At 58.1% G+C, this 26,430-nt stretch carries 24 protein-coding genes; 17 read left to right on the top strand and 7 right to left on the bottom strand.

The genetic code is table 11. The annotated features are described in order from the left end of the window. The first annotated feature begins 58 nt into the window (after positions 1–58). The 6 genes from BN1969_RS15890 to BN1969_RS15865 all read left to right on the top strand — a co-directional run bounded on the left by BN1969_RS15890 (position 59) and on the right by BN1969_RS15865 (position 7,242). Entirely contained in the window at positions 59–310 is a 252-nt protein-coding gene (locus BN1969_RS15890; protein WP_009259817.1) for a DUF6870 family protein, read from the top strand. 168 nt (positions 311–478) lie between these two features. Beyond that, complete coding sequence (locus tag BN1969_RS15885) at positions 479–2,113, top strand: recombinase family protein (protein WP_050625172.1); 1,635 nt, start codon at positions 479–481, stop codon at positions 2,111–2,113. 15 nt (positions 2,114–2,128) lie between these two features. Beyond that, entirely contained in the window at positions 2,129–3,844 is a 1,716-nt protein-coding gene (locus BN1969_RS15880; protein WP_050625171.1) for a recombinase family protein, read from the top strand. Further along, positions 3,841–5,484 (top strand): recombinase family protein, encoded by a 1,644-nt coding sequence (locus BN1969_RS15875; protein ID WP_050625170.1) that lies wholly within the window; start codon positions 3,841–3,843, stop codon positions 5,482–5,484. Before BN1969_RS15880 ends, BN1969_RS15875 begins: the two co-directional genes overlap by 4 nt. Next, the gene (locus tag BN1969_RS15870; RefSeq protein WP_050625169.1) at positions 5,468–5,797 is read left to right on the top strand and encodes a hypothetical protein; all 330 of its coding nucleotides are present in this window, start codon (positions 5,468–5,470) and stop codon (positions 5,795–5,797) included. Before BN1969_RS15875 ends, BN1969_RS15870 begins: the two co-directional genes overlap by 17 nt. A 149-nt stretch (positions 5,798–5,946) precedes the next feature. After that, positions 5,947–7,242: a recombinase family protein gene (locus tag BN1969_RS15865; protein ID WP_187120359.1), complete on the top strand. Its 1,296-nt coding sequence runs from the start codon at positions 5,947–5,949 to the stop codon at positions 7,240–7,242. Between the two features lie 194 nt (positions 7,243–7,436). Here BN1969_RS15865 and BN1969_RS18950 read toward each other — a convergent pair whose 3' ends face one another. Further along, on the bottom strand, positions 7,437–7,724 hold the full coding sequence (locus BN1969_RS18950; protein WP_187120379.1) for a hypothetical protein: 288 nt from the start codon (positions 7,722–7,724) through the stop codon (positions 7,437–7,439). A gap of 235 nt (positions 7,725–7,959) precedes the next feature. On the opposite strand from BN1969_RS18950, the gene glpK reads away from it, so the two are divergent. Then, positions 7,960–9,462: a glycerol kinase GlpK gene (gene glpK, locus BN1969_RS15855; RefSeq protein WP_050625166.1), complete on the top strand. Its 1,503-nt coding sequence runs from the start codon at positions 7,960–7,962 to the stop codon at positions 9,460–9,462. Positions 9,463–9,746: 284 nt separating this feature from the next. On the opposite strand, the gene BN1969_RS15850 is transcribed toward glpK, so the two are convergent. The 4 genes from BN1969_RS15850 to BN1969_RS15835 all read right to left on the bottom strand — a co-directional run bounded on the left by BN1969_RS15850 (position 9,747) and on the right by BN1969_RS15835 (position 14,132). After that, the gene (locus tag BN1969_RS15850) at positions 9,747–10,190 is read right to left on the bottom strand and encodes a hypothetical protein (protein WP_133248248.1); all 444 of its coding nucleotides are present in this window, start codon (positions 10,188–10,190) and stop codon (positions 9,747–9,749) included. A gap of 213 nt (positions 10,191–10,403) precedes the next feature. Next, entirely contained in the window at positions 10,404–10,910 is a 507-nt protein-coding gene (locus BN1969_RS15845; protein ID WP_050625164.1) for an O-acetyl-ADP-ribose deacetylase, read from the bottom strand. 369 nt (positions 10,911–11,279) lie between these two features. Beyond that, positions 11,280–12,446, bottom strand: a complete 1,167-nt coding sequence (locus BN1969_RS15840) for a YibE/F family protein (protein ID WP_050625163.1) — start codon at positions 12,444–12,446, stop codon at positions 11,280–11,282. Positions 12,447–12,569: 123 nt separating this feature from the next. Next, complete coding sequence (locus BN1969_RS15835) at positions 12,570–14,132, bottom strand: alkaline phosphatase (protein WP_050625162.1); 1,563 nt, start codon at positions 14,130–14,132, stop codon at positions 12,570–12,572. A 776-nt stretch (positions 14,133–14,908) separates the two neighbouring features. Here BN1969_RS15835 and BN1969_RS18945 point away from each other — a divergent pair. The 6 genes from BN1969_RS18945 to BN1969_RS15805 all read left to right on the top strand — a co-directional run bounded on the left by BN1969_RS18945 (position 14,909) and on the right by BN1969_RS15805 (position 20,703). Then, positions 14,909–15,229, top strand: coding sequence for a twin-arginine translocase TatA/TatE family subunit (locus tag BN1969_RS18945; protein WP_050625161.1), 321 nt, complete (start codon positions 14,909–14,911; stop codon positions 15,227–15,229). Between the two features lie 48 nt (positions 15,230–15,277). Further along, positions 15,278–15,457, top strand: a complete 180-nt coding sequence (tatA, locus tag BN1969_RS15825) for a twin-arginine translocase TatA/TatE family subunit (RefSeq protein WP_050625160.1) — start codon at positions 15,278–15,280, stop codon at positions 15,455–15,457. A gap of 8 nt (positions 15,458–15,465) precedes the next feature. Then, a complete protein-coding gene (gene tatC, locus BN1969_RS15820) occupies positions 15,466–16,326 on the top strand; it encodes a twin-arginine translocase subunit TatC (RefSeq protein WP_108979491.1) in 861 nt (286 codons plus the stop codon). A 103-nt stretch (positions 16,327–16,429) separates the two neighbouring features. Then, entirely contained in the window at positions 16,430–19,078 is a 2,649-nt protein-coding gene (locus tag BN1969_RS15815) for a cadherin-like beta sandwich domain-containing protein (RefSeq protein ID WP_147577130.1), read from the top strand. A gap of 135 nt (positions 19,079–19,213) precedes the next feature. Continuing rightward, positions 19,214–19,678 (top strand): sigma-70 family RNA polymerase sigma factor, encoded by a 465-nt coding sequence (locus BN1969_RS15810; protein WP_050625158.1) that lies wholly within the window; start codon positions 19,214–19,216, stop codon positions 19,676–19,678. 2 nt (positions 19,679–19,680) lie between these two features. Beyond that, positions 19,681–20,703 carry a hypothetical protein gene (locus tag BN1969_RS15805; protein ID WP_050625157.1) on the top strand — a complete coding sequence of 341 codons (1,023 nt, stop codon included), beginning with the start codon at positions 19,681–19,683 and terminating at the stop codon, positions 20,701–20,703. 80 nt (positions 20,704–20,783) lie between these two features. Here BN1969_RS15805 and BN1969_RS15800 read toward each other — a convergent pair whose 3' ends face one another. Continuing rightward, positions 20,784–22,496, bottom strand: a complete 1,713-nt coding sequence (locus BN1969_RS15800) for a glutamine--tRNA ligase/YqeY domain fusion protein (RefSeq protein ID WP_147577128.1) — start codon at positions 22,494–22,496, stop codon at positions 20,784–20,786. Between the two features lie 274 nt (positions 22,497–22,770). Between BN1969_RS15800 and BN1969_RS15795 the strand changes: the two genes are divergently transcribed. Next, on the top strand, positions 22,771–23,631 hold the full coding sequence (locus tag BN1969_RS15795; protein ID WP_050625156.1) for an NAD(P)/FAD-dependent oxidoreductase: 861 nt from the start codon (positions 22,771–22,773) through the stop codon (positions 23,629–23,631). 21 nt (positions 23,632–23,652) lie between these two features. Then, positions 23,653–23,970, top strand: a complete 318-nt coding sequence (gene trxA, locus BN1969_RS15790; protein WP_050625155.1) for a thioredoxin — start codon at positions 23,653–23,655, stop codon at positions 23,968–23,970. 45 nt (positions 23,971–24,015) lie between these two features. Here trxA and BN1969_RS15785 read toward each other — a convergent pair whose 3' ends face one another. Then, positions 24,016–24,312 (bottom strand): hypothetical protein, encoded by a 297-nt coding sequence (locus BN1969_RS15785; protein WP_050625154.1) that lies wholly within the window; start codon positions 24,310–24,312, stop codon positions 24,016–24,018. 386 nt (positions 24,313–24,698) lie between these two features. Here BN1969_RS15785 and BN1969_RS15780 point away from each other — a divergent pair, with 386 nt between their 5' ends. Together BN1969_RS15780 and BN1969_RS15775 are read left to right on the top strand one after the other, a co-directional pair. Further along, complete coding sequence (locus BN1969_RS15780; protein WP_050625153.1) at positions 24,699–25,328, top strand: hypothetical protein; 630 nt, start codon at positions 24,699–24,701, stop codon at positions 25,326–25,328. Positions 25,329–25,539: 211 nt separating this feature from the next. Continuing rightward, positions 25,540–26,430, top strand: an 891-nt coding sequence (locus tag BN1969_RS15775) for a UDP-N-acetylmuramate--L-alanine ligase (RefSeq protein WP_242850364.1), incomplete at its 3' end; no start/stop codon positions are given.

The following is a 26,430-nucleotide window of genomic DNA, read 5'->3' as shown; positions in this document are numbered from 1 at the left end:
GGGAGGTCGTCGTGACTATTTTATTGAGCCGCATCATAAGATGGAAGGGGGAAATCATGTGGCGTATCAATCCGTAGAGGAAATGAAAAACGTAGACCCTCGGACGGTTGACCGCTCCCAGCTGGTTGACCGTGAGAGCGTCCGTTTAGACCCGGACGCCGGATATGAGGAACGCTTGAAATCCCATATCCGGCAAATCCGCAATCCTTACTGTTACTTAGACGGAGGCATTGTTGTGAAGCTGGCGTTCCAGCCGAAAGGCCCTACCATAGAGGAGCGCGTCAACAGCGTATATCTCTCCGGCAGCTGACATCCTTTTCAAATGTCCTGCCGGGATGGTAAGATAAAACCGGGTCAAAAACAAAACAGGAACACGAGCCGCAGTCATGATTTGCTGGGGCTTGTACTCCTGCGTTTATAGTAGGATCAGCCTCCGTCTTTCTGTGGTGATACATTGGAAAGATTGGAGGTTTTTATTGTGCCAGAAAAGATTTATCGAACGGGAATCTATGCGAGACTTTCCCGTGAGGACAACGAACACGGAGAAAGCAATTCCATATCCAGTCAAAAGGCCATTTGCATGGAGTATATCTCCCGCCATCCAGACCTGGAACTGGTGGAGATTTACGATGAAGACGACGGCTACAGCGGAACCAACATGGAGCGTCCGGGATTTCAACGAATGCTTCAAGATATGCGTTCCGGCAAGATTGACTGTGCAATCAGTAAGGATCTGAGCCGGTTTTCCAGAAACTACATTGAGGCAGGAAATTATCTGGAGAAGATTTTTCCGTCCCTGGGCATCCGCTATATTGCCGTTAATGACTGTTATGACAGTCTGGCACCGGGAAGTGCTTCGGATGCTATCGCACTGCCGTTTAAGAATCTGGTAAACGACATTTACTGCCGGGATATATCGGTAAAAATCCGAACCAATCTGGAAGTGAAGCGCCGGAAAGGGGAATATGTTGGCTCTTTCGCTCCGTATGGCTACCGGAAATCCGCAGAGGATAAAAACCGTCTGGTGGTGGACGACGATGCGGCGGAGATCGTGACCATAATTTTCGGAATGTTTAAGGACGGTTTTCCCATCCTGCGCATTGCACAGCGGCTGAATCAAAGCGGTGTGCCAACCCCGATGGAACACAAACGCCAGCAAGGGGTAAGGTTTCAGACAGCATTTCGGCGGCGGGATATTCCCCAATGGGAATACAACACCATCGCTAGAATATTGAAGAATGAGGTTTACTTAGGCAACCTGACTCAGGGCAAGCGAGGAACGCCCAACCACAAGGTACATGATATTCGTCTGAAAGATGAAGCAGACTGGATTCATGCAGAAGCTACCCATGAAGCGCTGATCTCACCGGATGATTTCATGGTGGTGTCGGAACTGCTCAAACGGGATATGCGGGCTGCGGATGACAGCGGACAGCATTATTTGTTTTCCGGATTCCTTTACTGCGGGGATTGTAAGCAGGGTATGGTGAGAAAGACTGTGACGCGCAGTGGGAAAAAGTATATTTACTATGTCTGCGGAAAGCACCGGAAAGAAAAGAACTGTTCTCCCCATTCTTTCAGTGAAAACCGACTGCGGGAAGTTGTATTCCATGCAATCCATGACCAGATTGAAACCGTTATGCATCTGGATCAGGTGCTTACGTTTATCGAACGTCTTCCTCTGGAAAATCGGAAATCTTTCAACTATGAAGCGCAGATTGTCAAAGTAGAGGAAGAAATCGAACGGTGCAGGAAACTGAAGCTCCGGCTCTATGAAGATCTGGCAGATGGCGTGATTACAAAGAGTGAATATACGGAGTTCCGCAACGCCTATACGGCTCGGATTGAAGAGAAATCGGAAACCGTGGAACGTCTGAAGAAAGAACAGGCGCAGGCGGCAACTACCGGTATGACGAACCGTGCCTGGGTACAGGCGTTTGCTCAGTTCCAAAATATTTCGGAGCTGGATCGCCGGGTGTTGGTGGCACTGGTAGACCGGATTTTTATTTACGAGAACAAAGCGATTGAGATTCAATTCAAATACCGGGATGAATACGAGCTGGCGCTCCGCTATGTCAAGGAATTTGAAGAAAGGCCAGCTGCGGCTGGCTGAACATAGGAGGATACCATGGCAAGAAAAAGTAGAAAAAACAGCAGTCAGCCGGAATCGGCAGCACAGATCGGGCAGATGTCCTATGTCACTGCAATCTATGCACGGCTGTCTGTAGAGAACAGCGGAAAACAGGACGAAGGCGCTTCTCTCCAGAACCAGATTGATGTTTGTAAGGAGTATGTTGCAGGCTGTCCCTATCTCAGACTTGCGGAGGTTTACGCCGATAACGGAAAAACCGGCACGGTTTTTGACCGTCCTGCCTGGAACCGGCTGATGGATGATGTGCGTAGCGGTAAGGTGGAGGCTATCGTGGTTCGTGATCTGAGCCGATTCGGGAGAGATTACATTGAAGTGGGCAACTATCTGGAAAAGATTTTTCCGGCATTGGGAACACGCTTCATCTCTGTCAAAGAAAACTTTGACAACTTTACCTGTGGCAGTTCCATGGAGTCCCTCTCTGTGTCGCTGCAAAATTTGATTAACGCCCTGTATTCCAGAGATATTTCCCGTAAGGTTTCCACGGCGCTCCTGGCGCAGCAGCAAAACGGAACCTTTCAGAGCCGTAACCCGCCTTACGGGTATATGTGGAATGAAGATAAATCCGCTTATGTAATTGACGAGGCTGCCGCTCCTTATGTGCGGAATATATTTCGCTGGAAGATGGAGGGCGTTTCTGTCAATTCCATGATTCACCGCTTAGAAGAAGCAGGCGTTGTCCATCCGGAACTTCGCAAGCGTGAAAATGGTTCCCGACATGGCAATCAGGTTGGAAAAGGCTGGGCAAAGTCCACGATCAATTCCATTCTTGAAAACCCGGTCTATCTGGGACACACGATTCACGGCAGAATGCGTACCGCTATTTATAAGGGTGTCAAGAAGCATAAGGAAGATCCAGAAAACTGGATTTGGTATGAAAATACGCATCCGGCGATTATTTGCCAGGAAGATTTTGATACAGTTCAGCATATTCTGGCGGAGGCCAGTCGTATCCGGCAGGAGAAAATGAAACAGTCTGCCATTATCCGGGAACAGATGATTGATTTCTTTGACCAGAAAATATTCTGTGCAGACTGTAAAAAGCGAATGTACTTCCGCCGACATCGGATTGACAAAAAGGGACCGGAAGAATGGATGGGGTCATATGAGTGCAGCACCTATACTTCACGCCGCCACGAACACTGTACAAAGCATTATATACGACAGAATGTTCTGAATGAAAAAGTGCTCACTGTCATACAGGATCAGCTACGGGTTGCCCTCAACTACGAGCGGCTGCTCAGTATCTTAAAGGGAAGCAAGGAAGAAAGCAATCTCAAAGAAAAGTACAACGCCGCTGTCTCCAGTATCAGCTTGAAGCTGAATGCCCTGAATCAAAAACGAAGCAAGTTATATGAAAGCTACGTGGAAGGTATTCTGAATGAAGAAGAATATTCTTTTGCTAAGAAGACCTATGAGAAAGAACATGAACGCCTGAGTCAGCTGATGGATGAAGCGGTTCAGCGCCGGACAAAGTTTCTGGATTCTATTTCTCCGGATAATAAATGGATGTCTATGATGAAGGCGGCCACCGGTACTACGGGACTGACGCAGAAGCTGGTGAATACCATGATAGAGAAAGTTCTGATTTATGAAAATGGCGCTGTCGAAGTTGTTCTTTATTACGATGATGTATATCAGGAAATGTGCCAGAGTGTTCTGGAAATGCAAAAGAAGAAGGAGGCGATCTCATGAAAGAACCAAAAGTTGCCATTTATATCCGTTTGTCCTTGGCTGACGAGGATACACGCCGATCCAAAGAGGAAAGCGACAGCGTACAGCATCAAAGACTACTGATCCACGAATTTCTGAACCGGCATCCGGAATTAAAAGATGCTCCGCGCACGGAATTTGTAGACGACGGCTTTACCGGCACAAACACCAATCGTCCGGCTTTTCAGAATATGATGAAAAAGCTCCGCTCCGGTGAACTGAACGTCCTCGTTACGAAAGATTTTTCAAGAGCCATGCGGGACTACACGGAAATGGGAAACTATCTGGAATGTGTGTTCCCTTTTTTGGGTGTGAGGTACATCTCTATCAATGATGGTTATGACAGCAACGATTATAAAGGTGTTACCAGCGGAATGGATGTAGTAATCCGAAATATTGTCTATGCGTCTTACAGCAAAGACCTGTCCGTGAAGACCACAACGGCAAAGCTGCAAATGATGAAGCAGGGCAAGTATGTGGGCAGCATTGCTCCTTACGGCTATCAGTTTCACCCGACTATCCGCAACAAGCTGGCGATTGATCCGGAATCTGCTTCGGTGGTGCGAAGGATTTTTGATCTGGCGCTGGCAGGAAAAAAGACCAGACAGATTGCGGAGATTTTGAACATAGACGGCATACTGACACCGGGCAGTTACTTCCGTCTGAAACATCCAGACCAGAACCGTTTTCAGAAACGGAAAGAAAGCAACGGCTGGAATTATCATACGGTGCTGGGCATCTTGCATCAGTACGAATACACTGGCGCAACAGTTGGGCATAAGCGTTCCAAAGCTGCTGTCAATGTCAAAAAAGCGCTTCCGAACAAGAAAGAGGACTGGATTGTAGTGGAGAATATGCACGAAGCCATCGTAACCCATGAGGAATTTCAGAAGGTGCAGGAAATACTGAAGCTCGGCAGGAAACGCGGTAGTCATGGAATACAGGAGTACCCATTAAAAGGTGTTGTCCGATGTGCAGAGTGCCATCGGATAATGACTCGCCGGACTGGCAGAAAAGGAGCTGTATATTATCTATGTGATAAGTCGGCATCCGATCCGGGCGCATCCTGCCCACGGGAAAAGCATTTCATGGAGACTGACATTGAACAGGTAGTGCTTCATGCCATTCAGCAAATGCTTACTTTGTATCGGCAAAAAGAAAACCAGAAAACAGCCTTACAGTTTACCCGGACAGGCAGGATCAACGCCTGCATGGCTGAATTGACCCGTCTGCAGCAGCTTCAGGAGCGCTACCGGCAGGAAAAACTGACTCTGTATGAAAGTTATATTGCCGGTGACTGTAGCAAGGAACGCTATCTTAAGAAAAAGGCTGAGATTGATAAAACAGTTCAAGAACTGGATGAAGATGTAAAGAAACAGGAATCGGCTTTGGCCGCTCTGGAGGAGGAAGCTCATACCTCGGAAAATCCACTGCGGGAACTGAGCAGACAGTACCGGAATACCCCATCTCTTACCAAAGAAATGGTACGGGGATTTATTCAGGATATTTACATCTATCCGGATTCGCAGATTGAGATTGTATGGAAATTCCGGGACTGCTTTGCAGACCTGACAGACAATCAAACAAAAGAAACGGAGGACAATTATGGAGTTGACGTTTAAAGACAACTGTGCTGCCGATATGCAGGATCGGGTGTGTAGCATTCTGCTATCGCTGAGTATGATGGCTGACGTGAGGAAGAGAAAGATTGATGGGATTAGTCAAGTGGCGCGTGTATGCCGCCAGGAGCAGCAATATCATTACCAACGTGCAGTGCTCAATACCTTGCGGCTTCTCGGCGTTATGATTGGTCACACCGAAATGGCCAGCGACAAAAATCTGGAAACCATCAGCGAAACCGGTTATGACGGCTTCCTTCACATAATCCGCGAATATGAGACATACTTTGATTTAGACGACAAATTCGAGGCATAATCCTCCTGATGAAAAGTCGGAGGACGCATCGGGCAGCCAGCCCGGAAACGTCCTCCGACTTTTCAAAATTTTTTGGTTCTTTGTTGACACAAGGAGATCTCTCCCGTTTTGGCCGGAATTACAAAGAGGTCGGGAGCTATCTGGAACAGGTGTTTCCCTTTCTTGGGGTCCGTTTTATATCTGTCAACGACGGCTATGACAGCAACGAATACATTGGCTCAACCGGGGGCCTGGACATCGCCTGCAAAGCTCTGGTTCACGATCTTTACAGCCGGGATATTTCCCGAAAGGTAAAGAGCAGCCGATATGCCCGCCTGCGGCGTGGCGATTACTTTTGCAGCGTTGCTCCCTACGGCTATGTGAAAAGCAGTGAAGATAAGCATAGACTGGTGATCGACCCGCCAGCGGCCAAAGTGGTCCGGCGTATTTTCGATATGACCCTGGCGGGCTTTTGCACCACAGAAATTGCCAGAACACTTAATCTGGAAGATGTGCCCTCTCCCCTGATCTACATGAGGCAGAAGTATCCGGGCAAAAAGATAGCGGCCCTGGAGGATGGTTTTTGGAACAATTTTGTGGTGCTGTCCATTCTCTATGAGGAACGATACACCGGCAAGGCCATCAGCGGCATGCGCCCCAATCTTCGGGTCGGCAGCAAGCAGCGCCGGAAAACAAAAAGGGAGGACTGGATCATCGTTCCCGACTGTTTTGAGGCCATTGTCTCCGAAAACGAGTTTCAGGAGGCGCGGCGGTGTATCGACCATTTGGAAAAGAGAAAAATGACAGCACCGCCGCACTTGTTCTATAAAAAGCTGCACTGTGCGGGATGCGGCAGGGCCATGCGCCGCAGCAACACCACGGTCCGATACTTTTATTGCAATACCAGGAAATTCCGCGATTCTCCCAACTGCATGGAAGGCAGACTGATGGAGCAGGACCTGATAGACGCGGTCCTGCTTGCGATCCGGCAGCAGGCCAGGATCGTTGTGGATACGGGCCAGCTGATTCAGCAGGCAAAGAAAAATCGCGGTACACGTGTATCCATACTGGAACAGCAGATCAGAGCCTTAGAAAAGCGGATCAAAGCATCAAATCGGTCCCGAATAGAGCTGTTTGAGCAGCTGAACGATGGGGTGATCTCGACTGAACAGTATAAGACAAGACGTGACCACTTAAACAGACAGATCCAAGAGCTGGAGGCACAGAACAGACAGCTTACTAAACAGATGAGGGAGCTGCAGGGAAATGCCACAGAGAATGGCTTTGTTTGGCTGTTCCGCCCCTGCGAGCAGGTCGAGTCTTTGACCCAGGAGATCGTAGATGCCCTGATCCGCTCCATTCGGATCTACAGGGCGGACCAAATTGAAATACAATGGAAATATTTAGATGATTATAAAAAATGCTTGGATCTCTTGAAAGATCAAACGGACAGGAAGGCGGTGTGATCCTATCAGATAAGCCCCTTGTTGAAGTATCTTAAAACACGATCGCGACAATTTGAAATCATAAATGGCAGACTTGTGATAATATTTATCATAAGCCTGCCATTTATTTGTCGTATTGGAGGAAGTGGCTTTTTGCTTACTTGACAGGTGAGGGCCCGGGAATACCCTGAGGGCCGGTAGGGCCAGTGGCACCGTTAGGTCCAGGGATACCCTGCGGGCCGGTGGGGCCAGTGGGGCCAGTGGGGCCGGTCCCGACGGGCGGGATGGGCCCGGGGCAGATAGGCGGGCAGGGAGCAGGGCCAGGCCCAGGGCAGATAGGCGGGCAGGGAGCAGGCCCAGGCCCGGGGCAGATGGGCGGGCAGGGAGCAGGCCCAGGCCCGGGGCAGATGGGCGGGCAGGGACTGGGGCCGGGCCCGGGACAGACGGGCTGGCAGGAAGGCGGGCAGGAGCACGAGCAGCGGCTGCCCGTACCCTGGGAGCACATGGAGTCCCAGCGTGTCAGACTTCTGTCTGAAGGAAGATAACGGTTCATTTGGGTCTCCTTTTCTTCATTCAAGATTGCGTGGCTTTGCCACAGCCCATTCTATGCGACTGCCGTTCTTCCGGTGCGCCTCCGCGCCCGGACGTCCTTTCCCGCAGCCGCCCCTTTACAATCCAGAACATTTCTGACATAATGGAGGCAAACCACCACCATTCACCAGGAAAGGCCGTGTTGTTATGTCTGACCGCCCCTATGTTCTCGCCCTGGATCAAGGCACCACCAGCAGCCGATGCATCCTGTTCGACCGGCAGCAGAATATTGTCGGCCTGGCCCAGCGGGAATTTGGACAGCACTACCCAAAGCCCGGCTGGGTGGAGCATGATCCCATGGAGATCTATTCCAGCCAATACAGTGTCCTCACCGAGGTGCTGGCCCAGAGCGGGGTGGACCCCGCCCAGGTGGCGGCTATCGGGATCACCAACCAGCGGGAGACCACCATCGTTTGGGACCGGGAGACAGGCAGGCCGGTGTACAACGCCATCGTCTGGCAGTGCCGCCGCACCGCGGCCCTGTGCGAGGAGCTGAAGGCGGATGACGAGCTCACCTCCTACATCCGGGAACACACCGGCCTGCTGCCGGATGCCTATTTTTCCGCCACCAAACTGAAGTGGGTCCTGGACCACGTGGAGGGGGCAAGGGAGCGGGCCCGTCGGGGGGAGCTGCTCTTTGGAACGGTGGACTCCTGGCTCATCTGGAAGCTCACCGGCGGCCGGGTCCACGTCACCGACTATACCAACGCCAGCCGTACCATGCTCTTCGACATCCAGCGCCTGTGCTGGGATGAGCACATCTGCCGGACGCTGGACATCCCCATGGAGATGCTGCCTCAGGTGAGGGACTCCAGCGCGGTATATGGCACTGTGAACCTCCAGGGAGTGGAGGTCCCTATCGCCGGCATCGCCGGTGACCAGCAGGCGGCCCTGTTCGGGCAGGCCTGCTTCTCTCCAGGGGAGGCCAAAAACACCTATGGGACTGGCTGCTTCCTCCTGATGAACACTGGGCGGGAGCTGTGCCGGAGCAGGAACGGTCTGCTCACCACCATCGCTGTGGGCCTCAACGGTTCGGTGCAGTATGCACTGGAGGGTTCTGTCTTCGTGGGCGGAGCGGTGATCCAGTGGGTACGGGACGAGCTGCGGTTTTTCAGCGAGTCCCGGGATGCGGAGTACTACGCCCAGAAGGTGCCGGATACCGGCGGGGTCTATCTGGTCCCGGCCTTCACCGGCCTGGGAGCCCCCTATTGGGATATGTATGCCAGGGGCTGCCTGGTGGGGCTCACCCGGGGCACGACCCGGGAACACATTATCCGAGCGGCCCAGGAGTCCATCGCCTACCAGAGCTGGGATCTGGTCCGGGCCATGGAGCAGGACACCGGCCTGCCCCTGGCCGAACTCCGGGTGGACGGCGGGGCCAGCCGGGACCGGTTTTTGATGCAGTTCCAGGCGGATATCCTGGACAAGCCGGTCCGCCGCCCCATGATCCGGGAGACCACCGCTCTGGGGGCTGCCTATCTGGCGGGCCTTGCGGTGGGGGTGTGGGACAGTCTGGATGAGATTCGCGCCCAGTGGACCCTGGACAGACTGTATCAGCCCCAGATGGAGGAGCCCGTCCGCCGGTCTCTGCTGGCTGGATGGCACAAAGCCGTGGGCCGCAGCCTGAATTGGGCAGAGCCGGAGACATGATAAAAGGTGGCGTCCATCCGCACACTGCGGATGGACGCCTCAGCTTGTCAAAAAGCCCTCCTGCAAGGAGTTCCGGCGCCCGCAGGCACCGGAATCAAATTGGAGCACGTCATTTCCGGGGGCGTGTACCTCGGAAATGACACCTCTCACGCAAGATAGGACGACTTTTCCGAGAGGAATCAAGGCCTATCTTGCGTGCTTACTTTCTCGAAAAAGCGGCTCTGCCGCTTTTTCGACAGTCTGTGGCGTCCATCCGCACACTGCGGATGGACGCCTTTCGACTCTTATGCCATGCCTGTGAACCGGTCCAGGAGCTGCTCCTCCTCCACAGGGAGCACCCGCCTCCGGTCCAGCCACAGCTCACAGATCCCAGAGTCGCCGCAGTCCACAAAGTAGCGGACCAGCCGCTCCCCTTCCTGACACACCACTCCGGAGCGGCTGTATGCTCCGGTCCCGTAGCGGTAGGAGGACCACAGAATGTCGTGCTCCAGCGCCCGATCCCCGCCGCCCCCTAGAAGCCGCAGCCCGCCAGTGACTGCGCCGTCCTTGGTGAGCGAGACAGGGCCGCCGTCCTCCGGCTGGACCAAGGCATAGCCCGGGGGCAGCTCCATGCGGCAGTAGGGAGTCTCTCCGGCACGGCTCTGTCCCATGCCCAGCAGGGCTGCCCCCAGCAGCAGACCCGCGCACAGCAGCACCGCGCGGGGAAGTTCCGATTTTCGCCTCGTCATCAACGCCCCCCGTTTGTTTTTTTCAGCCTATCACACTCCGCCTGGCGCCGCCACCGCAGGGAGGAAAAAAGTATGTAAAACCTGTATGGAGGTCTTGGCCCCGGGCTTATGATGCCCTGAAACGGCGGCGCTATTCGTCGTGTTTCGTCGTGCGCCGACAAAACAACAGAATGAAAAAATATTTGGGAGGCCCCTTCGGTCCTCCCAAACGATTCAAAGCTCGGCCAGCTGGGCCTGATAGAGGTCCTCGGTCCTGGCGTCAAAACAGACAAAGGTGACCTGGGGCCCCTCCGGATGCTCCTCCAGGAAGCGGCGGACAGTGTCCACCGCGATCCGGGCGGCCTGATCCGGCGGATAGCGGTACACCCCGGTACTGATGGCAGGGAAGGCCGCGGTGCGGCAGCCCAGCTCCAGGGCCAGAGCCATGGAGTTTCGATAGCAGTCCGCCAGCAGTTCTGCCTCCCCATGCCCGCCTCCGTGCCACACGGGGCCCACTGTGTGGATGACGTATCGGGCGGGCAGGCAGTAGCCTCCAGTGGCCTTGGCCTGGCCGGTGGGACAGCCGTGCAGAGTGCGGCACTCGGCCAGCAGCTCCGGCCCGGCCGCCCGGTGAATGGCCCCGTCCACCCCGCCGCCTCCCAGCAGGGAGGTATTGGCGGCATTGACGATGGCGTCCACCTGCAATTTGGTGATGTCCCCTGTGACAGCGCGCAGTTCCATGGAAAGCCCTCCTGTTTTCTGAATTTTGGGATGCTTCTAGTGTACCACGCCCAGCCCCGGAGCACAAGGAAGAGGCGCGTATTATGTAAGTCTCAGCGGCACCATCAGGGTGCGGGCATCGACTCCCGACGGCGCACACCGCATGCCACTCAGAGCAGGTCACGTTCTGAACGTCACAAAAGTGATCAAAGCTGGAGATGCCCGGAGCGGCTGTGTCACCACTTCACAGCACAGGGGCCCGCAGGATGCCCCGGTGCAAGTACCGCAGAAACCAGCATCTTCAGGCCGCAGAGGAGGGACTCAGAAGCCCGGCAGCATCGGCAGGCATTCAGAAGGGCACTCCCATGGAGAGCAGGGGGCTCCGGCAGATCATCCATCTGCCTCCTCCTGGGGCTGAGGATGGCCGCCGCGCCGGGCCAGGAAAAGTCCGGCGCACAGGGCGGTGAAGGGGGCCACAGTGACCAGACCGAAGGAGCCGATGACGGTGTGGATGATCTCCGCCGCCACATACTTGTAGTTCAGGATGTGGTCAACCGGGGTGCCCTGGGCCATGAAGACCATGAGCAGGGCGATGTAGCCGCCGGAGTAGGCGAAGAGCAGGGTGGTGGTCATGGTGCCCATGGCGGCCCGGCCCACGTTGAGGCCGGAGCGGGCGGCCTCCTGCCAGCTCAGGTCGGGACGCTTCTCCACCACCTCGTGGACGGCGGAGGTAATGTCCACGCTCAGGTCCATCACCGCTCCGGAGGCCCCGATGAAGATGGAGGCCATAAAGATCTGGGTCAGGCTCAGGTGGGCGTAGCCGGAGTAGAGCAGGCTCTCGGAGTAGGACATCACTGCCCCGTGGATCTGGAACAGGTCGGTAAAGAGGATGCCCAGCACACAGGTGACCAGGATGCCAAGAAAGGAGCCGGATACCGCCGCCCAGCACCGCCGGTCAAAGCCGTACACCAGAGCGATGATCAAAATGGTGAGAAAGAGGGTGATGGCCAGCCCGACCCAGATGGGGTTCCAGCCCTTGAGGTAGAGGGGGACCAGGAGCTTCCACAGGCAGAGCACCGTCAGTACGAAGGAGGCGATGGCACGCACCCCGGTGCGCCCAGCGAACAGGATGAGGAAGAGGGCAAAGCCGGCGGCCATCAGGGCCTCCCAGCCCAGGCGGTAGTGGTCGCTCATGGTGACATTGGTGATGGTGTCCCCGTCGTGGCTCACCACCACCTGGGCCCTGTCCCCGGGAGAGAAGAGCTTGTCCTGCTCCAGAGAGCCGTTGAGCATGTTGATCCCGGTGACCGTCCTTCCCTGAAATCTGCCGTCCAGGATCTCAAGCTGGCAGCGCTGCTCACCAGAGCGGACCAGGCCGGTGTCGATGATGGCGGAGTTGTCTGTCTCCAGCACCCGGGCGGTGCAGCGCTCCGCCTCCTGGTAGATCAGGGCGCCCTCAAAGCCAGTGGGCAGGACCAGAAGGAGCAGGATGGCCAGCAGGCATACCAGCACAGGAGCTTGGTAGGAAAAAGAATGGGATCTGAGGCGGTCGAGCATGGATGAAAACTCCTTTTCGCATGATTTCGGGGGACAGGAAAATGTCTCATTCCAGAACACAGGGGCGGCCCGCCCCCGGCAAATATGCCGGAGGCGGGCCCGGAAGGGGCTGTCTGGACCAGCTCAGGCGATGTTCAGCAGGTCGGCCAGCTTGTTGTAGATGTCGGTGTTGTCATAGTAGCCGTTGAACATCTCGCTGCCTGCGCCCTCGGCCAGGACTGCCACGGGCAGACCGGTGTGGCTGTAAGAGGTGAAGGAGATGCCGGACTTGTTGTTGATGATGTGGGTGATGGTGACAGAGAGGGGCTCGTAGGTGCCGTAGAGCACATACTCCGCTTGGTCGTACTGACTGGAGGCGGTACCGTTGATGCTCTTTTCATAGGCGGCCCGTAGCTGCTCCATCTCATAGGCGGTGAGGACCAGCTTGTCGCCCTCCTCGCCCTGGGCCTTCAGGCCAAAGAGCTTCTCAATGTCGGCCAGCACGGTCTCAAAGGGGGTCTTGTTGGCCTTATAGGAGGCCACATAGTCGCTGTCGTACTTGGCGAAGGAGATCTTTTGGTTCTCCAGCAGATCCAGATAAGTGTCGTAGTCGGTTCCGGCGAAGCCGATGGTCAGGCCGCCGGTCTCATGGTCGCCGGTGACCAGGATGAGGGTCTCGTCAGCATGCTCCTTGGCGAAGTCGATGGCCACCTGTACCGCATCGGCCAGGGCCTGGGTATCGTGGATGGAGGAGGCGGCGTCGTTGGCGTGGCAGGCCCAGTCGATCTTGCCGCCCTCGCACATCATAAAGAAGCCGGTGTCGTTGTCCAGCACTTCGATGCCCTTGGCTACATAGTCAGCCAGAGCCCACATGTCGTCGGTGCGGTCCAGCTCATAGGCCATGGCGTCGGAGTCGGCCAGGTCCTCGTCGATGATGATGGCTTTCTCTGTATTGGTGCCGATGGCGTCGGCCTCGGCGTGGGTCTTGGCCACGGTGTAGCCGGCCTCCTGGGCCAACTCATACAGGTCGGTCTGGTCTCCGCTGCTGCCGGTGGGCTTGAGCAGTCCGCCGCCGGCAAAGTAGTCGAAGCCAGACTCGACCAGCTCCAGGCCGATCTCATAGTAGCTGCTGCGGCTGGCCTGATGGGCATAGAAGGCGGCAGGGGTGGCGTGGTTCAGGTTGACGGAGGTGATGACGCCGATCTCCCAGCCCTTCTGGGCTTTCAGCTGCTCGGCAATGGTCTCATACTCGATGGTGCCGGTTTCATCCACATTGATAGAGCCAGAGTAGGTCTTGTGGCCGGTGGAGATGGAGGTGGCGGTGGAAGCGGAGTCGGGGGCGAAGGAGTTGGAGTCATAGGTGACGGCGGAGCCGGCAGCCTCAAAGTTCATAAAGTTGAGGTACTCGGGGCCGTCGAGGATGGCGCCCTGGTTGTCATCCAGACTGGGCTGGGCCTGCCAGTAGTCAGCGTCCTTCAGGGCACCCAGGTAGTCGGAGGTGGACTGGATCTGGGGGTAGCTCATGCCGTCCCCGATGAACAGGAAGACGTATTTAGGGGACTTGACGGACGCGGCCGCAGTGGCAGTCAGAGCGGCGGTATGCGGTTCCTGAGACTCCTGCGGGACCTGGGCGGCGTTGGCGGCGCAGCCGGCCAGCGTGGCGGCGGACAGGGCACAGGACAGAAGTGCGGTTGCGATTTTTTTCATGTTTGTTTGTTCCTCCCAATTTCTCTTGGACAGTTTGTGACCGCTGGGTCAAGGCTATTCTAGCGGCTCTGCGTTAAGTCCAAAACAGCTGAAGTGTGAAATCTGCGTTAAAGAATATTATCGGCTCAGCAGCCCATGCCCGCACAGAGAGAGCGAGCGGAGCGGCAAGGAACGGAATAGAGGAACACGGCGTTTTGATTCAGATTCAGACAATGAAGGGACACAGGAGAATGTCATATAGGAATGACTATAATGTACAAATTTTGAAATTGAATTTTGTACAGGACTGCCAATTTTGCGCTGAGTAAAGAGGGGAGGTCCATCAGAAGGCTGGCACAGGGGGAGGGGGGAGAGAAAATATTTTTCAATCCAGCGGAAAGTGAAAAGCGATTCGGATATTTGTTACAAAATTGTTAACGGAAAATTGGATGAGTCTACCAGAAATCCTTTTAAAACAATGAAAAAATAAACAAAAATAATGAATAAATTAGATATTATGAAAATGTAAAACGGGTAGATGCAAAAAATAGATTTAACTTCAGGCAGAATGAATGATAAAATAAAGGCTCAGAGGACACGGAGTTGTCTGAAACTGACAAGAACACATGGGACAGGCTTTCACAAAAATGAATCTCATGCATAAAGGGAGCGCTGTCCGGCTAGGGTGTTTTTTGTGAAACAGCTCAAAAATGGCCATGTCGGACGGTTTAGGCATTAAAAGCGCATCAGCCGCTCTGACAATGGGCTGAGCGGGATGAAAGGGAGGAAGTTGAACGATGCATATCGGAACAGGAGAGCTGATCGTCGTGCTCGTGGTGGCGCTGATCATCTTCGGCCCGTCGAAGCTGCCCGCGCTGGGCAAGATGGCGGGCAAGGCGGTGGGAACGCTGCGTCACTATGCAGACAGCAACAACTGGGACGAACTGCTGGAGGAAGAGGAAGAGGAGAAAAAGTCCGGAAAGAAGCAGGAGGAGAAGTCTCAGAAGCAGACGGAGAACGAGCAGGAGGCGGAGCCTGTAGAGGAGCCCGCCGAAGAAGCAGAGCAGGCGGAGCCTGCCGAAGAAGTGGAGCAGCCGGAGCAGGCCAAGGAGGGCTGAGCAGTTCCGGCGGCAGAAATTGTCAAGAATAAAGGAGAGCGGATTGTAATGTTTGGAAAATTTGGTACGGTGGAGATACTGCTGATCCTGGCGGTGGCTCTGCTGATCTTCGGGCCCACCAAGCTGCCGAAGCTGGGCAAGGCTATTGGGCAGACCATTGGAAACTTTAAGCGGAGCAGCGCCGCCGCGGAGAAGGCTGAAGAGAAGCACGACAGCAAAGAGTCCTGAGCCCATCCATGAGCCGCGCCACATTAGAGCAGGACAAGAAGAAAACCAGAGCGAAGGACGGTCCGGGCGCTGAAACGGATCGGAAGGAACGGGAGGAATACGGAGAGGAGACGGACGAGCTGGAGGATGACGTGCCCCAGGGGGGCAGGATGTCCCTGCTGGCCCACCTGAATGAGCTGCGCCGCCGGCTGACCATCTGCGCGGTCTGCTTTCTGGTGGGGGTGGCACTCTGCCTGAGCCAGGCGGAGTGGTTCACCAACCTGCTGCTCTCCCGGGGAGAGAACTTCTCCTTTGTGTACATCGCACCGGCTGAGCTGATGATGACCTACGTGCGGATCTCCCTGGTGGGGGGCGTGGTGATCATCATCCCTGTCATCATCTATCACATCTGGCGCTTCCTCCAGCCGGGGCTGAAGCGGGCGGAACAGATGGGCTTCAACCTGATCATCACGGTGGGGCTGCTGCTGTTCTGCCTGGGGGCCCTGTTTGCCTTCACCATCGTGCTGCCCATCCTGCTGGGCTTTTTTGCACGGCTGAATACCTCCGGGACTGTGACTGCCATGGTGTCAGTGCAGGAGTATGTCAGCTATGTCATTTCCACCATGCTGATCTTCGGCGTGATCTTCGAGACCCCCATTGTGCTGGTGGCCCTCACCGGCGTGGGGCTGGTCAAGCCCAAGACGCTGCAGAAGAACTTTAAATATGTAGTGCTGATCATCCTGATCGTGGCCGCCGTCATCACGCCGCCTGACGTGACATCCCAGGTCCTGGTGGCCATCCCGCTGATGATCCTGTTCTACGCCAGCATCATCCTGTGCAAGATCCTGTTCCGCCGCAAGCTGGCAGAGCAGGAGGAAGATCTAGATTGAGCGTGTGCAACCACCGGGACGGCGGAGACAGAGCGTGAAGCATTGAGGGGACGCGCCCCGCCCGGAGTGATATTGCAAATTGAGAAATGAGGAGGAATACAAAGTGAGTGGTAAAAAGGAGAACGTGCAGAGCAGCGGCATTACCCGCCGAGACTTTGTAAAGGGTCTGGCCATCGGGGCTGCGGGCCTGGGGATCGCCACCATTCTGCCCGGCGGGATCATCACCGCGGCTTCCGCGGCGGACACCACCACCAAGCAGCAGGTCGGCAAGCAGGGCGACGGCATCTATATCGATGGCGTGGCTGAGAACATGAAGAGCAAGACCTATACTCTGGAGTTTGTCCAGCCCATCAAGCTGGTGGCGGTGAAGGACGGCAAGGTGCAGAGCGAGGGCACCTGGCGTACCACCAATAAGCACCTGGTCTCTGTGGACCCGGACGGAACCACCATCATGCGGGACGGCGTGGGCGGCTACGATGTGGAGATCTCCTGGACATTGGGGAGCACCACCTATGCCGTGACCCTGCACACCGGCCAGACCGCCGGAGCCCACGCCATCGAGGTGGATCACCCCATGACCCGGGGCGACTTTATGATCCGCCTGGCCAAATATTTCGGCTGGCCCCACTACAACGCCGTGATGGACGACGGCACGGACATCAATGACAAGGGCGAGGTCATGACCACGGAGCGGGTGCGCAACTTCTATGATGTCACTGGCGACAATGACTATGTGAAAGCCATCGAGTCCGCCCTGGATATGGGCGTGCTCACCGCCACCTCCCCCGAGGACTGCTTCTATCCCATGTCCGAAATGACCCGGGAGGACGCGGCTGTGATCTTGGTCAGCGCTTTCAAAATGTCCAAGCTGGGCGCCGACTACATCTCCAAGTTCGATGACACCAACAAGATCGACAAGAACTGCTATGACGCTCTGAATATCCTGGTGGGCCGCAACTTTATGCGGGGCCGCAGCAACACCACCCTGAATCCCACCGATGGCATCACCGACACCGAGGCACGCATCATCATCGACAATATCGACCGCCGTGTAGTCTGCCCTGTGTGGGCCATGCCGGTGAGCAACCGGAAGTTCGTCCGCGTCCGTCCCGAGTGGTTCACCTCCACCCAGGATGCGGTGGTCCATTGGCGCTGTAAGGTGGACAAGTACTCCCACCCCGAGCTGAACGGCCTGTTTGTCCAGGACCGCGGCGTGGGCGTGTACGTGGGCACCGGCTGGAGCGACTGGTATGACTATATCCCCGGCTACTCCACTGACCCCTGCTTTGGCCTGAACAACAACAAGGACCTGCCTTACGACGCGACTTGGCTTATCGTGGACGTGGAGTGCTATGCCACCAAGCCCGGCATGGAGGACAGCCCTGTCACCAAGTTCATGTGGCGGATCGAGCGTCCCGCGTGGCACGACTTTGCCTTTGACAAGCTGCATGACGCCGGGGAGAACTTCCCCGCGGTCTACCGCTACTTCGACAACTTCCAGGCAGCGGCCTACTACATCGAGGGCAGCAAGATGGGCATCCTCTTCGACGGCCTTATGCCCACCAACACCAGTATTTCTCTGATCGATCGGGTGAAGGAAGTGGCGACCAAGCCCTTCGTCTTCGTGCTGGGTCACAACCACGGCGACCACTCCGGCGCGATGCCCTATGCCTACGACGCCGGCGTGGATGTCTACATGTGTGACCGTGTTGGCCCCGCCGGCGGGGATTGGAGCATCCAGGTGTACAACAAGAAGTACACCAGTGCCAATGCGGTGATCGACTCGGAGAAGACTGGTACCTACACTGGGGACAAGGTGCACCTGATTGATGAGGGCTATGTCTTCGATTTGGGTAACTGTAAGTTTGAGGTAGTCCATCTCCCCGGCCATGAGGACGCATCCATCCTGATCTATGACCGGGCCAACGGTCTGCTCTTCTCCTCCGATATCTACGCCGTCAACCGCTACTGGGTGGCGGACCAGTTTGCCGCCAAGGGAGTGAAGCAGGACCTGCTCCTGTCCCTGCACCAGCAGCTGATGGACATCTATACCAAGGATGGCGCTCAGGTCAAGGAGCTGTACACCGGCCACAACCGCATCGGAATGGGTGGCGACTACCTGACTATCTGGGAGCAGTGCCTCCAGAAGCTGGTGGACTACGGCCCTGACGGTGTTTCTGATGACCGCCGCGGTGACGGTGCCATTCTGGCCATTGATGGAAACCCCTACGAGACCATGAACTGGACCGGCTTTGCTGAGAGCGGCAAGATGATCCACGCTCAGTACAAGGGCCTCTATGACGGCAAGACCTATTACCGTCTTGAGGTGGACAACCGGGGGACCGAGAACCCCTTGGTGTCCAGCAACATGTACTGGGATTACAAGACCAACGCCCACCTGAGCAATATCACTTTCAAGGACGCCACCCTGGTGGGCCACGACTTCAAGTACAAGACCGGCTTCGACACTGTGGACGACAAGCTGGAGGACGGCCGTCTGAAGTACGCCATCCCCAACAAGTTCGTGCCCTATGAGTATGACTACGAGGTAAAGGTGGGGGCCCTTCAGAGCACCGTTACCTTTACGCCCGTGGCCATGTCCAACCGGATCAAGGACCTGAAGGTCAACGGGAAGTCGGTCTCCAGCCGCTGCCCGGTGAGCGTGCCCGCCTCCGGCAAGACCACCATCGAGGTCACCGGACCCGACGGGAGCACCAAGGCGACTTACACCCTGACCTTTGTTGTTGGCTGAACCAACAGAAAAGAGTGAATAAAAAGTCCCGGCCTGGCGCAAATGCGTCAGGCCGGGACTTTTTTAGAAAATTTTGTGTTCCCCTGGACAAAGGGGGGAGCCCGAGGGTCTAATAGGCAGAAAGGGGGGAACAGCGTGAACGACCAGGAGTACTGGCAGGGGGTGGAACAATGCCGGGAACGGCTGTGGCGCATCGCGCGGATGTGGCTGTCCGATGACAGCGCGGCCATGGACGTGGTGGACGAGGCGGTGTTCCGGGGCTGGAGGGCCTGCGGGAGACTGCGCCACCCGGAATATTTTACCACCTGGCTCACCCGCATCCTGCTTAACGAGTGCAGCCGGGAGAAAAAACGGCAGGACCGGGAACAGGCGGTGGACCAGCTGCCGGAGCAGGCCTGGGAGGACCCGGACCACCTGCCTCTGAGGGCGGCGGTCCAGGCACTGCCGGAGCAGCTGAGAGCAGTGATCCTTCTGCGCTATTTCTTCGACTGTACTTTGCGGGAGACGGCAGAGCTGCTGCGGATGCCGAGGAGCACGGTCCACACACGGGAGAAAAAGGCGCTGAAGCTGTTGAAGCTGGAATTGAGTGAGGAGGTCTGAAGATGGAGCGCATGGAGGAATACCAGAGAATGCGGGAAGAGGAGGCCGGCCGGCCCGTCCCGGCAGAGCTGGCCTGCCTGGAGACCAGGGTCAGGGCCCGGGCGGCGGAGCGGCCGAGGAGGAGAAGAGGACCGGTCCTGGCGGCTGTGTGCCTGTGTCTGGTCCTGGGGACCGGCATGGCCTGGGGCATGGGCGGTTTCGCCGCGCTGGACCGGCTGCTGGGGGAAAACGCGGGACAGTTGATCCCCTTCTATCAGGAGGTGGGAGAGACGGTCCGCCTGGAGGACGGGATGGTGGAGATCCAGGGCGTCACTTTTACCAGCCACAGCTGTACCGTGGTCTACCGGCTGACCGCCCCAAACGGAGAAGAGGCGGCGGAAACGCCTCCCTTCTACTGGAAGCTGATCCAAGGAGAGGCGGGCCCGAAGGAGTCCCCCTTCTCCTCCTTTGTGGAGCCCAGCCGGAATGGGCAGGATCTGGGAGGAAACCTCGGCTGGGAGGAAGTGTTGGAGGGAGAGAAGCGGGGGAGCACCTATCAGGTCTTTACCATCAGCGTGGAGGAGGACATGAGTCAGGTGGAAGACCCCAAGCTCCTTCTCTACTTTTCCAGGGCGGTGGACGGGGTCCCCTCTGCCGATGACGTGCCCGGCGGCACTCTGCTGACTATCCCGGCGGAGGAGGTGCTGGAGGAGCGGGTGGTCCGGGTACCGGGGGACGGGGAGATCCGGCAGGTGAGAGTCAGCCCGGCGCTGATCTCCGCCCAGACAGCTGTGCCTGCCGAGGGAAATCCCGTCAACCTCGAAGTGCTCCGGGAGGCCCCGGAGATCCGGCTGCTCTACCGGGACGGGACGGCCTGGGAGCTGGAGCGGGAGCATGTCTTTCAGAAAGAAGGACGGCCCGACTACTGTGCCAACGCGGGAGAGGACGGTCTGCTGATCCTGAACTGGTTCCTGCGGGAAGCCCCCCCGGATCTGGAGGATCTGGAGGCGGTGGAGGTGAACGGGATCCGGTGTCCCGTCGAGTAGGCGCAGAAATGCCGCGCCGCGTACAGGAAAGCTGTACGCGGCGCGGTGTTTTATCGTTTCAGGGTGGACAGGCGCCCGGCTCACTTGCCAGGCTTGAAGCTGTCCTTCAGGGAGACCGCCCGGTTGAACACCAGAGCGCCGGGCTTGGAATCTTTGCTGTCCACGCAGAAGTAACCCAGCCGGAGGAACTGGTAGTGGGCGGGGGCCTGGGCATCGGCCAGAGAGGCCTCCAGTTTGCAGCCCTCCAGCACCTCCAGGGAGTTGGGGTTCAGGCAGTCCAGGAAGTTCTTATCCCCGGCGTCCGGGTCGGGGTCGGTGAACAGGTTGTCGTACAGGCGTACCTGGGCGTCCACGGCGGTGGCGGCCTCCACCCAGTGTAGGGTGGCCCCCTTCACCTTGCGGCCGTCGGCGGGGTCTCCGCCCCGGGAGAGGGGATCATACTCCGCCAGCACTTCCACCACGTTGCCCGCCTCGTCCTTGACGCAGCCGGTGCAGGTGATGAGGTAGGCCCCCTTCAGGCGGCACTCAGGCCCGCCGGGGAAGAGACGCTTGTACTTGGGGACCGGGGTCTCCAGAAAGTCATCGGACTCCAGATACAGGTGACGGGAGAAGGAGACCGTGCGGGTGCCGGTGCCGGGATCGTTGGGGTTGTTCTCCACCTCCAGGGTCTCGCTCTGACCCTCGGGATAGTTTGTGATGGTCAGCTTGATGGGATGGAGCACCGCCATGGCCCGCTGGGCATGCTCGTTCAGATCCTCCCGCAGGCAGTGTTCCAAAAAGGCATACTCCACGGTGGAGGTGGCCTTCGCCACGCCGATGCGGTCGCAGAAATTGCGGATGGAGACGGGGGTATAGCCCCGTCGGCGCAGGCCGCACAGGGTGGGCATGCGGGGGTCGTCCCAACCGGAGACGTAGTCCTCCTCCACCAGCTTGCGCAGCTTCCGCTTGGACATGACTGTATAGTTGATGCCCAGGCGGGCAAACTCGATCTGCCGGGGCTTGCTGGGGACGTCGGTGTTTTGGATGACCCAGTCGTACAGGGGGCGGTGAGCCTCATACTCCAGGGAGCACAGGGAGTGGGTGATGCCCTCCAGGGCATCCTGGATGGGGTGGGCGAAGTCGTACATGGGGAAGATGCACCACTTGGTGCCCTGGCGGTGGTGCTCGATGTAGCGGATGCGGTAGAGCACCGGGTCCCGCATGTTGAAGTTGCCGCTCTCCAGGTCGATCTTGGCCCGCAGGGTGTACCTGCCCTCGGGGAACTCGCCGTTCTTCATCCGCTCAAACAGGTCCAGAGACTCCTCGATGGGGCGGTCACGCCAGGGGGAGCGGGCGGGGGTAGTCACATCGCCCCGGTACTCCCGGAACTGCTCGGGGGTGAGCTCACAAACATAGGCCAGGCCCTTCTTGATCAGGCCCACAGCCAGCTCGTAAGTCTTTTCAAAGTAATCGGAGCCATAGAAGAACCGGTCGCCCCAGTCGAAGCCCAGCCAGTGGATATCCTCCTGGATGGCGTCCACGTACTCGGTGTCTTCCTTGGCCGGGTTGGTGTCATCCATGCGCAGGTTGCAGATGCCGCCAAACTTCTCGGCAGAGCCGAAGTCGATGATAAGCGCCTTGCAGTGGCCGATGTGGAGATAGCCGTTGGGCTCGGGCGGGAAACGGGTGTGGACCTGCATCCCGGCAAAGCGGCCGCCGGGGGCGATGTCCTCCGCGATAAATTCATGGATGAAATTCTGGCTGGGGGCGGGGCCTTCCCTGCTCTGAGTGGAAATAATGGTTTCGTCGGACATATCGGGTCCTCCTCTTGCGTAAACTTAACTCTAATTTTATACCATATTTCAGAGGAATAATCAACCGATTCCCACGTAAATGGGAGAAAACCGGGGGAACATACAGAAAAGAGGGGAAGAGAGGAGACAGCTCCGTTCAGTTCGGAGAAAAGCGGGCGGGACCGGCCTGGCGCGCCGCGGAAAAGCGTTGCCTTTTTGACAAAAGGCAGGTATAATAAGACAAACCAGAACACAGGTCCGGGAGAGCACCCGGAGGCGGAGAGGAGGCGCGGCCTTGAACTACGATGTGCTGGTGGTGGGCAGCGGCCCGGCGGGCCTGGCGGCGGCTGTGGCCGCCCGGGGACGGGACAAGAGCGTCCTGGTGGTGGGCAATCCCTGGCAGGAGAGCCCCCTGGCCCGGGCGGAGCGGATCGACAACTATCTGGGGCTGCCCGGGGTCAACGGACGGGAACTGATGGAGCACTTCAGCGCCCATGCCCAGCGGGTGGGGGTGGAGTTCCACACCGGCCGGGTGGTGGCGGTGATGGCCTGGGAGGGGTTTGCCCTCACGGCGGGCAGCGAGGTGTTCCAGGGGCGCACTCTGGTGCTGGCGCCAGGGGTGGCCCGGCTGGCCAAGTACCCGGGGGAGGCGGAGCTGCTGGGCCGGGGGGTGAGCTATTGCGCCACCTGCGACGGGATGCTCTACCGGGGTCGGGCGGTCACAGTGGTGGGCCGGAGCAAGGACGCCCCCCAGGAGGCCAACTACCTGAAAAGCCTGGGCTGTCAGGTGGTCTATGTCTCCCCCCAGGAGCCCAAAGGGCTGGACCGGGAGATCCCATTCGTCCGGGCCGGAAAGCTGGAGGTGCGGGGGATCGACCGGGTGACCGCCCTGGTGGCCGACGGCGCGGAGCTGCCCTGCGAGGGGGTGTTCATCCTTCGGGACGCCCTGGCCCCCACCGATCTGCTCCCTGATCTGGAGCTGAGGAACGGGGCCATTGCGGTGGACCGGGAGATGGCCACCAGCCTGCCCGGCGTGTTCGCTGCGGGGGACTGCACCGGCGGCCCTCTCCAGGTGGCCAAGGCGGTGGGCGAGGGCCACACCGCGGGCCTGAGCGCGGCGGAGTATGTGGACCGGAAACGCAATGAACACCAATGAGACAGAAGGGAAGGATCAAAAATGTCATTGAAGCATTTTACCAGAGAGACCTTTGAGAAGGAACTGAACGGCGGCGCGCTGATGCTGGTGGATTTCTGGGCGGAGTGGTGCGGCCCCTGCCGTATGCTGGGCCCAGTGATCGAGGGACTGGCCGACGAGTATGAGGGCCGGGCCGTCATTGGAAAGGTGAACGTGGACGAGGAGGGGGAGCTGGCCATGCGCTATGGCGTGATGAACATCCCCACCGTGATCCTCTTCAAGAACGGCAGGGAGATCGACCGCAAGGTGGGCGTGATGCCCGGCGCGGTGTTCACCCAGGCGCTGGACGAGAATCTGTAAAAGCCAAAGCGGGCCCCGCACCACCGGTGCAGGGCCCGCTTTTATTCATGCATCCGGGGAGGCGAGGAGCAGGTCCAGCTCCTCAAGGGTGTCGTTGGGCAGAAGGGCCAGGAGGCGGACCACCTGCCCGTCCTCACCGGCGAGGGCCAGGACATGGTAGGCGTTTTCGTGATACGGAATCAGAGAAAAGCGGAAGACCGCCCCGTCCCGGCCGGTCAGAGACAGGGCGCGGGCACGCTCCAGGTCGTACCACTGGTCCAGCGTTCCCTGGGACTGATAGGCCAGCCACTCTGACAGCCAGAGGGAGGAGTCCTGAAAGTCCCGCTGGAACAGGCGCTCCATCTCCCGGGCGAAGGCGGGGTCTGACCGCCGGACCTGGCCGCAGACCCACGCCTGGGGGGCCTGGATGGCGGCGCGGATCTGTTCGGCCTGGGCCTCTTCATAGTCCAGCTGCGCGCCCCAAAGGCCGTCCAGGGCCCGGACTTGGGCGGCGGGGCGGAAATTTTTTCATGGGGCACCTCCCGGCAGGTATATTTGAGGGGCCTGGAACATAGACTTGGGATACCATTGTATCCCAGAACGGGGAAAAAGACAAGCTCAGGGAGGGCGGAGGCATGGGCCGGGGCAATTCTGTAACCAAATTTTCATCTTCTCGTAACGAATTCGATAGGATATCTCCGCCGGAAGATGCTATACTGAATACACAACAAGGAAGGGAGGTTCCCTCAATGAAGAAATGGATGATCGCGCTGATGATGGCCGCACTCCTGATCGTACCCATGGGCGGTATCGCCTATGCCGTCGGAGAGGGAGCGCCCGCCGCCCCGGCTGCCGGGGAATTCATACCCGGCGACGTGCCCGCCCAGAGCGGCACCATGGATGCCATGGTGGCCCCTGTCAACGCCCTGGTGATGTGCATGGTGGAACAGGGCCTGGCCTACAACGACCAGGATGACGTGTTCCTGTGGAACAGCCTGTACTATATGCTCAGCCTGTGCGGCCAGATGGACGAGCGGGCGGAGCTCACCGATGACATGCTGATCCTGCCCGCGGAGACGGTGGCCGACTACGCCGGCGCTCTGTTCTCCAACTTCGACGGACTGCCAGCCCTGCCCCGGGAGATGAACGGCCGGGTGAGCTATGACTGGCAGAACGACACCTTCCGTCTGGCCCGGGGCGACGCCGGACTGACCGAGACCCGCCTGGGTGAGATCACCGAGCTGGGCGGCGGCCGTGTCCAGGTGGCCGGAGCCCTGGTGAGCCTGGAGGATGAGTCGGTGCTGTGCAGCTTCACGGTGGACCTGGTCCGCAACAACAGCATGTTTGGCTATGCGATCTCCGGATTGGATATCCTCTGATATGCCCCTCAGCCCAGAAACGCGCCGCAGCTGCGGCGCGTTTTTGGCTGTCCGCCCCAGGCTTTTTCCCGGGACGGAGGTATGAAATGGGGAGGATCTGCCTATATTGGAAGAGATACCTTGCTATTTTGGGGAGCGCATATTATAATAGGCCCTGTTCGCGGCGAAGACGCCGCAGGATCTTGAAAAACTGGGGAGAGGTGCTTGAAACATGACCCTGGAGATACATGACTATATTCAGCCCGGGCGGACCGCCCATCTGGTGGGGATAGGAGGGGTGTCCATGTCCCCGCTGGCAGAGGTGCTCCACGGGGCGGGGGTGCGCATCACCGGCTCCGACGCCCACGAGAGCGGGGCGGTGGAGCACCTGCGGGCGCTGGGGGTCCCGGTGACCATCGGCCACCTGCCGGAGAGCGTGGAGGGGGCGGACTGCGTCATCCGCACCGCCGCCGTCCATGATGACAACCCGGAGATCGCCGCCGCCCGCCGGCTGGGCATCCCCGTCTTCGAGCGGGCCCAGGCGTGGGGAGCCATCATGCGGCACTACCACAACGCCCTGTGTGTGGCGGGGACCCACGGAAAGACCACCACCACCTCTATGTGTACCCACATCTTTCTGGCCGCAGGGCTGGACCCCACTGTGATGATCGGCGGCACCCTGCCCGCCATCGGCTCCGGCTACCGGGTGGGCAAGGGGGAGACCATCATCCTGGAGTCCTGTGAGTACTGCAACTCCTTCCTCTCCTTCTTCCCCACCGTGGCGGTGATCCTGAATGTGGATGCGGACCACCTGGATTTTTTCAAGGACCTGGAGGACGTGGAGCACTCCTTCCGCCGCTTCGCTGAGCTGGTGCCGGCAGACACCGGCGTAGTGGTGGCCGACCGGGACGACCAGAACACCATGGAGACCCTGGCCGGGCTGGAGCGTCCGCTGATCACCTTCGGCCTGGAGGAGGGGGACGTCCACGCCGCCGGGCTGGAGTGGGTGAACGGCTTCCCCAGCTTTGACATCGTCTTCCGGGGGGAGAAGGTGACCCGGGTGGAGCTCCAGGTGCCGGGGGAGCACAACGTGCGCAACGCCCTGGCCGCCGCCGCCGCCGCG

The organism is Clostridium phoceensis (assembly GCF_001244495.1).
Taxonomy (GTDB): domain Bacteria; phylum Bacillota; class Clostridia; order Oscillospirales; family Oscillospiraceae; genus Lawsonibacter; species Lawsonibacter asaccharolyticus.
Note: the sequence above shows the minus strand (reverse complement) of the source record. Positions and strands in the feature narration are given on the sequence as shown.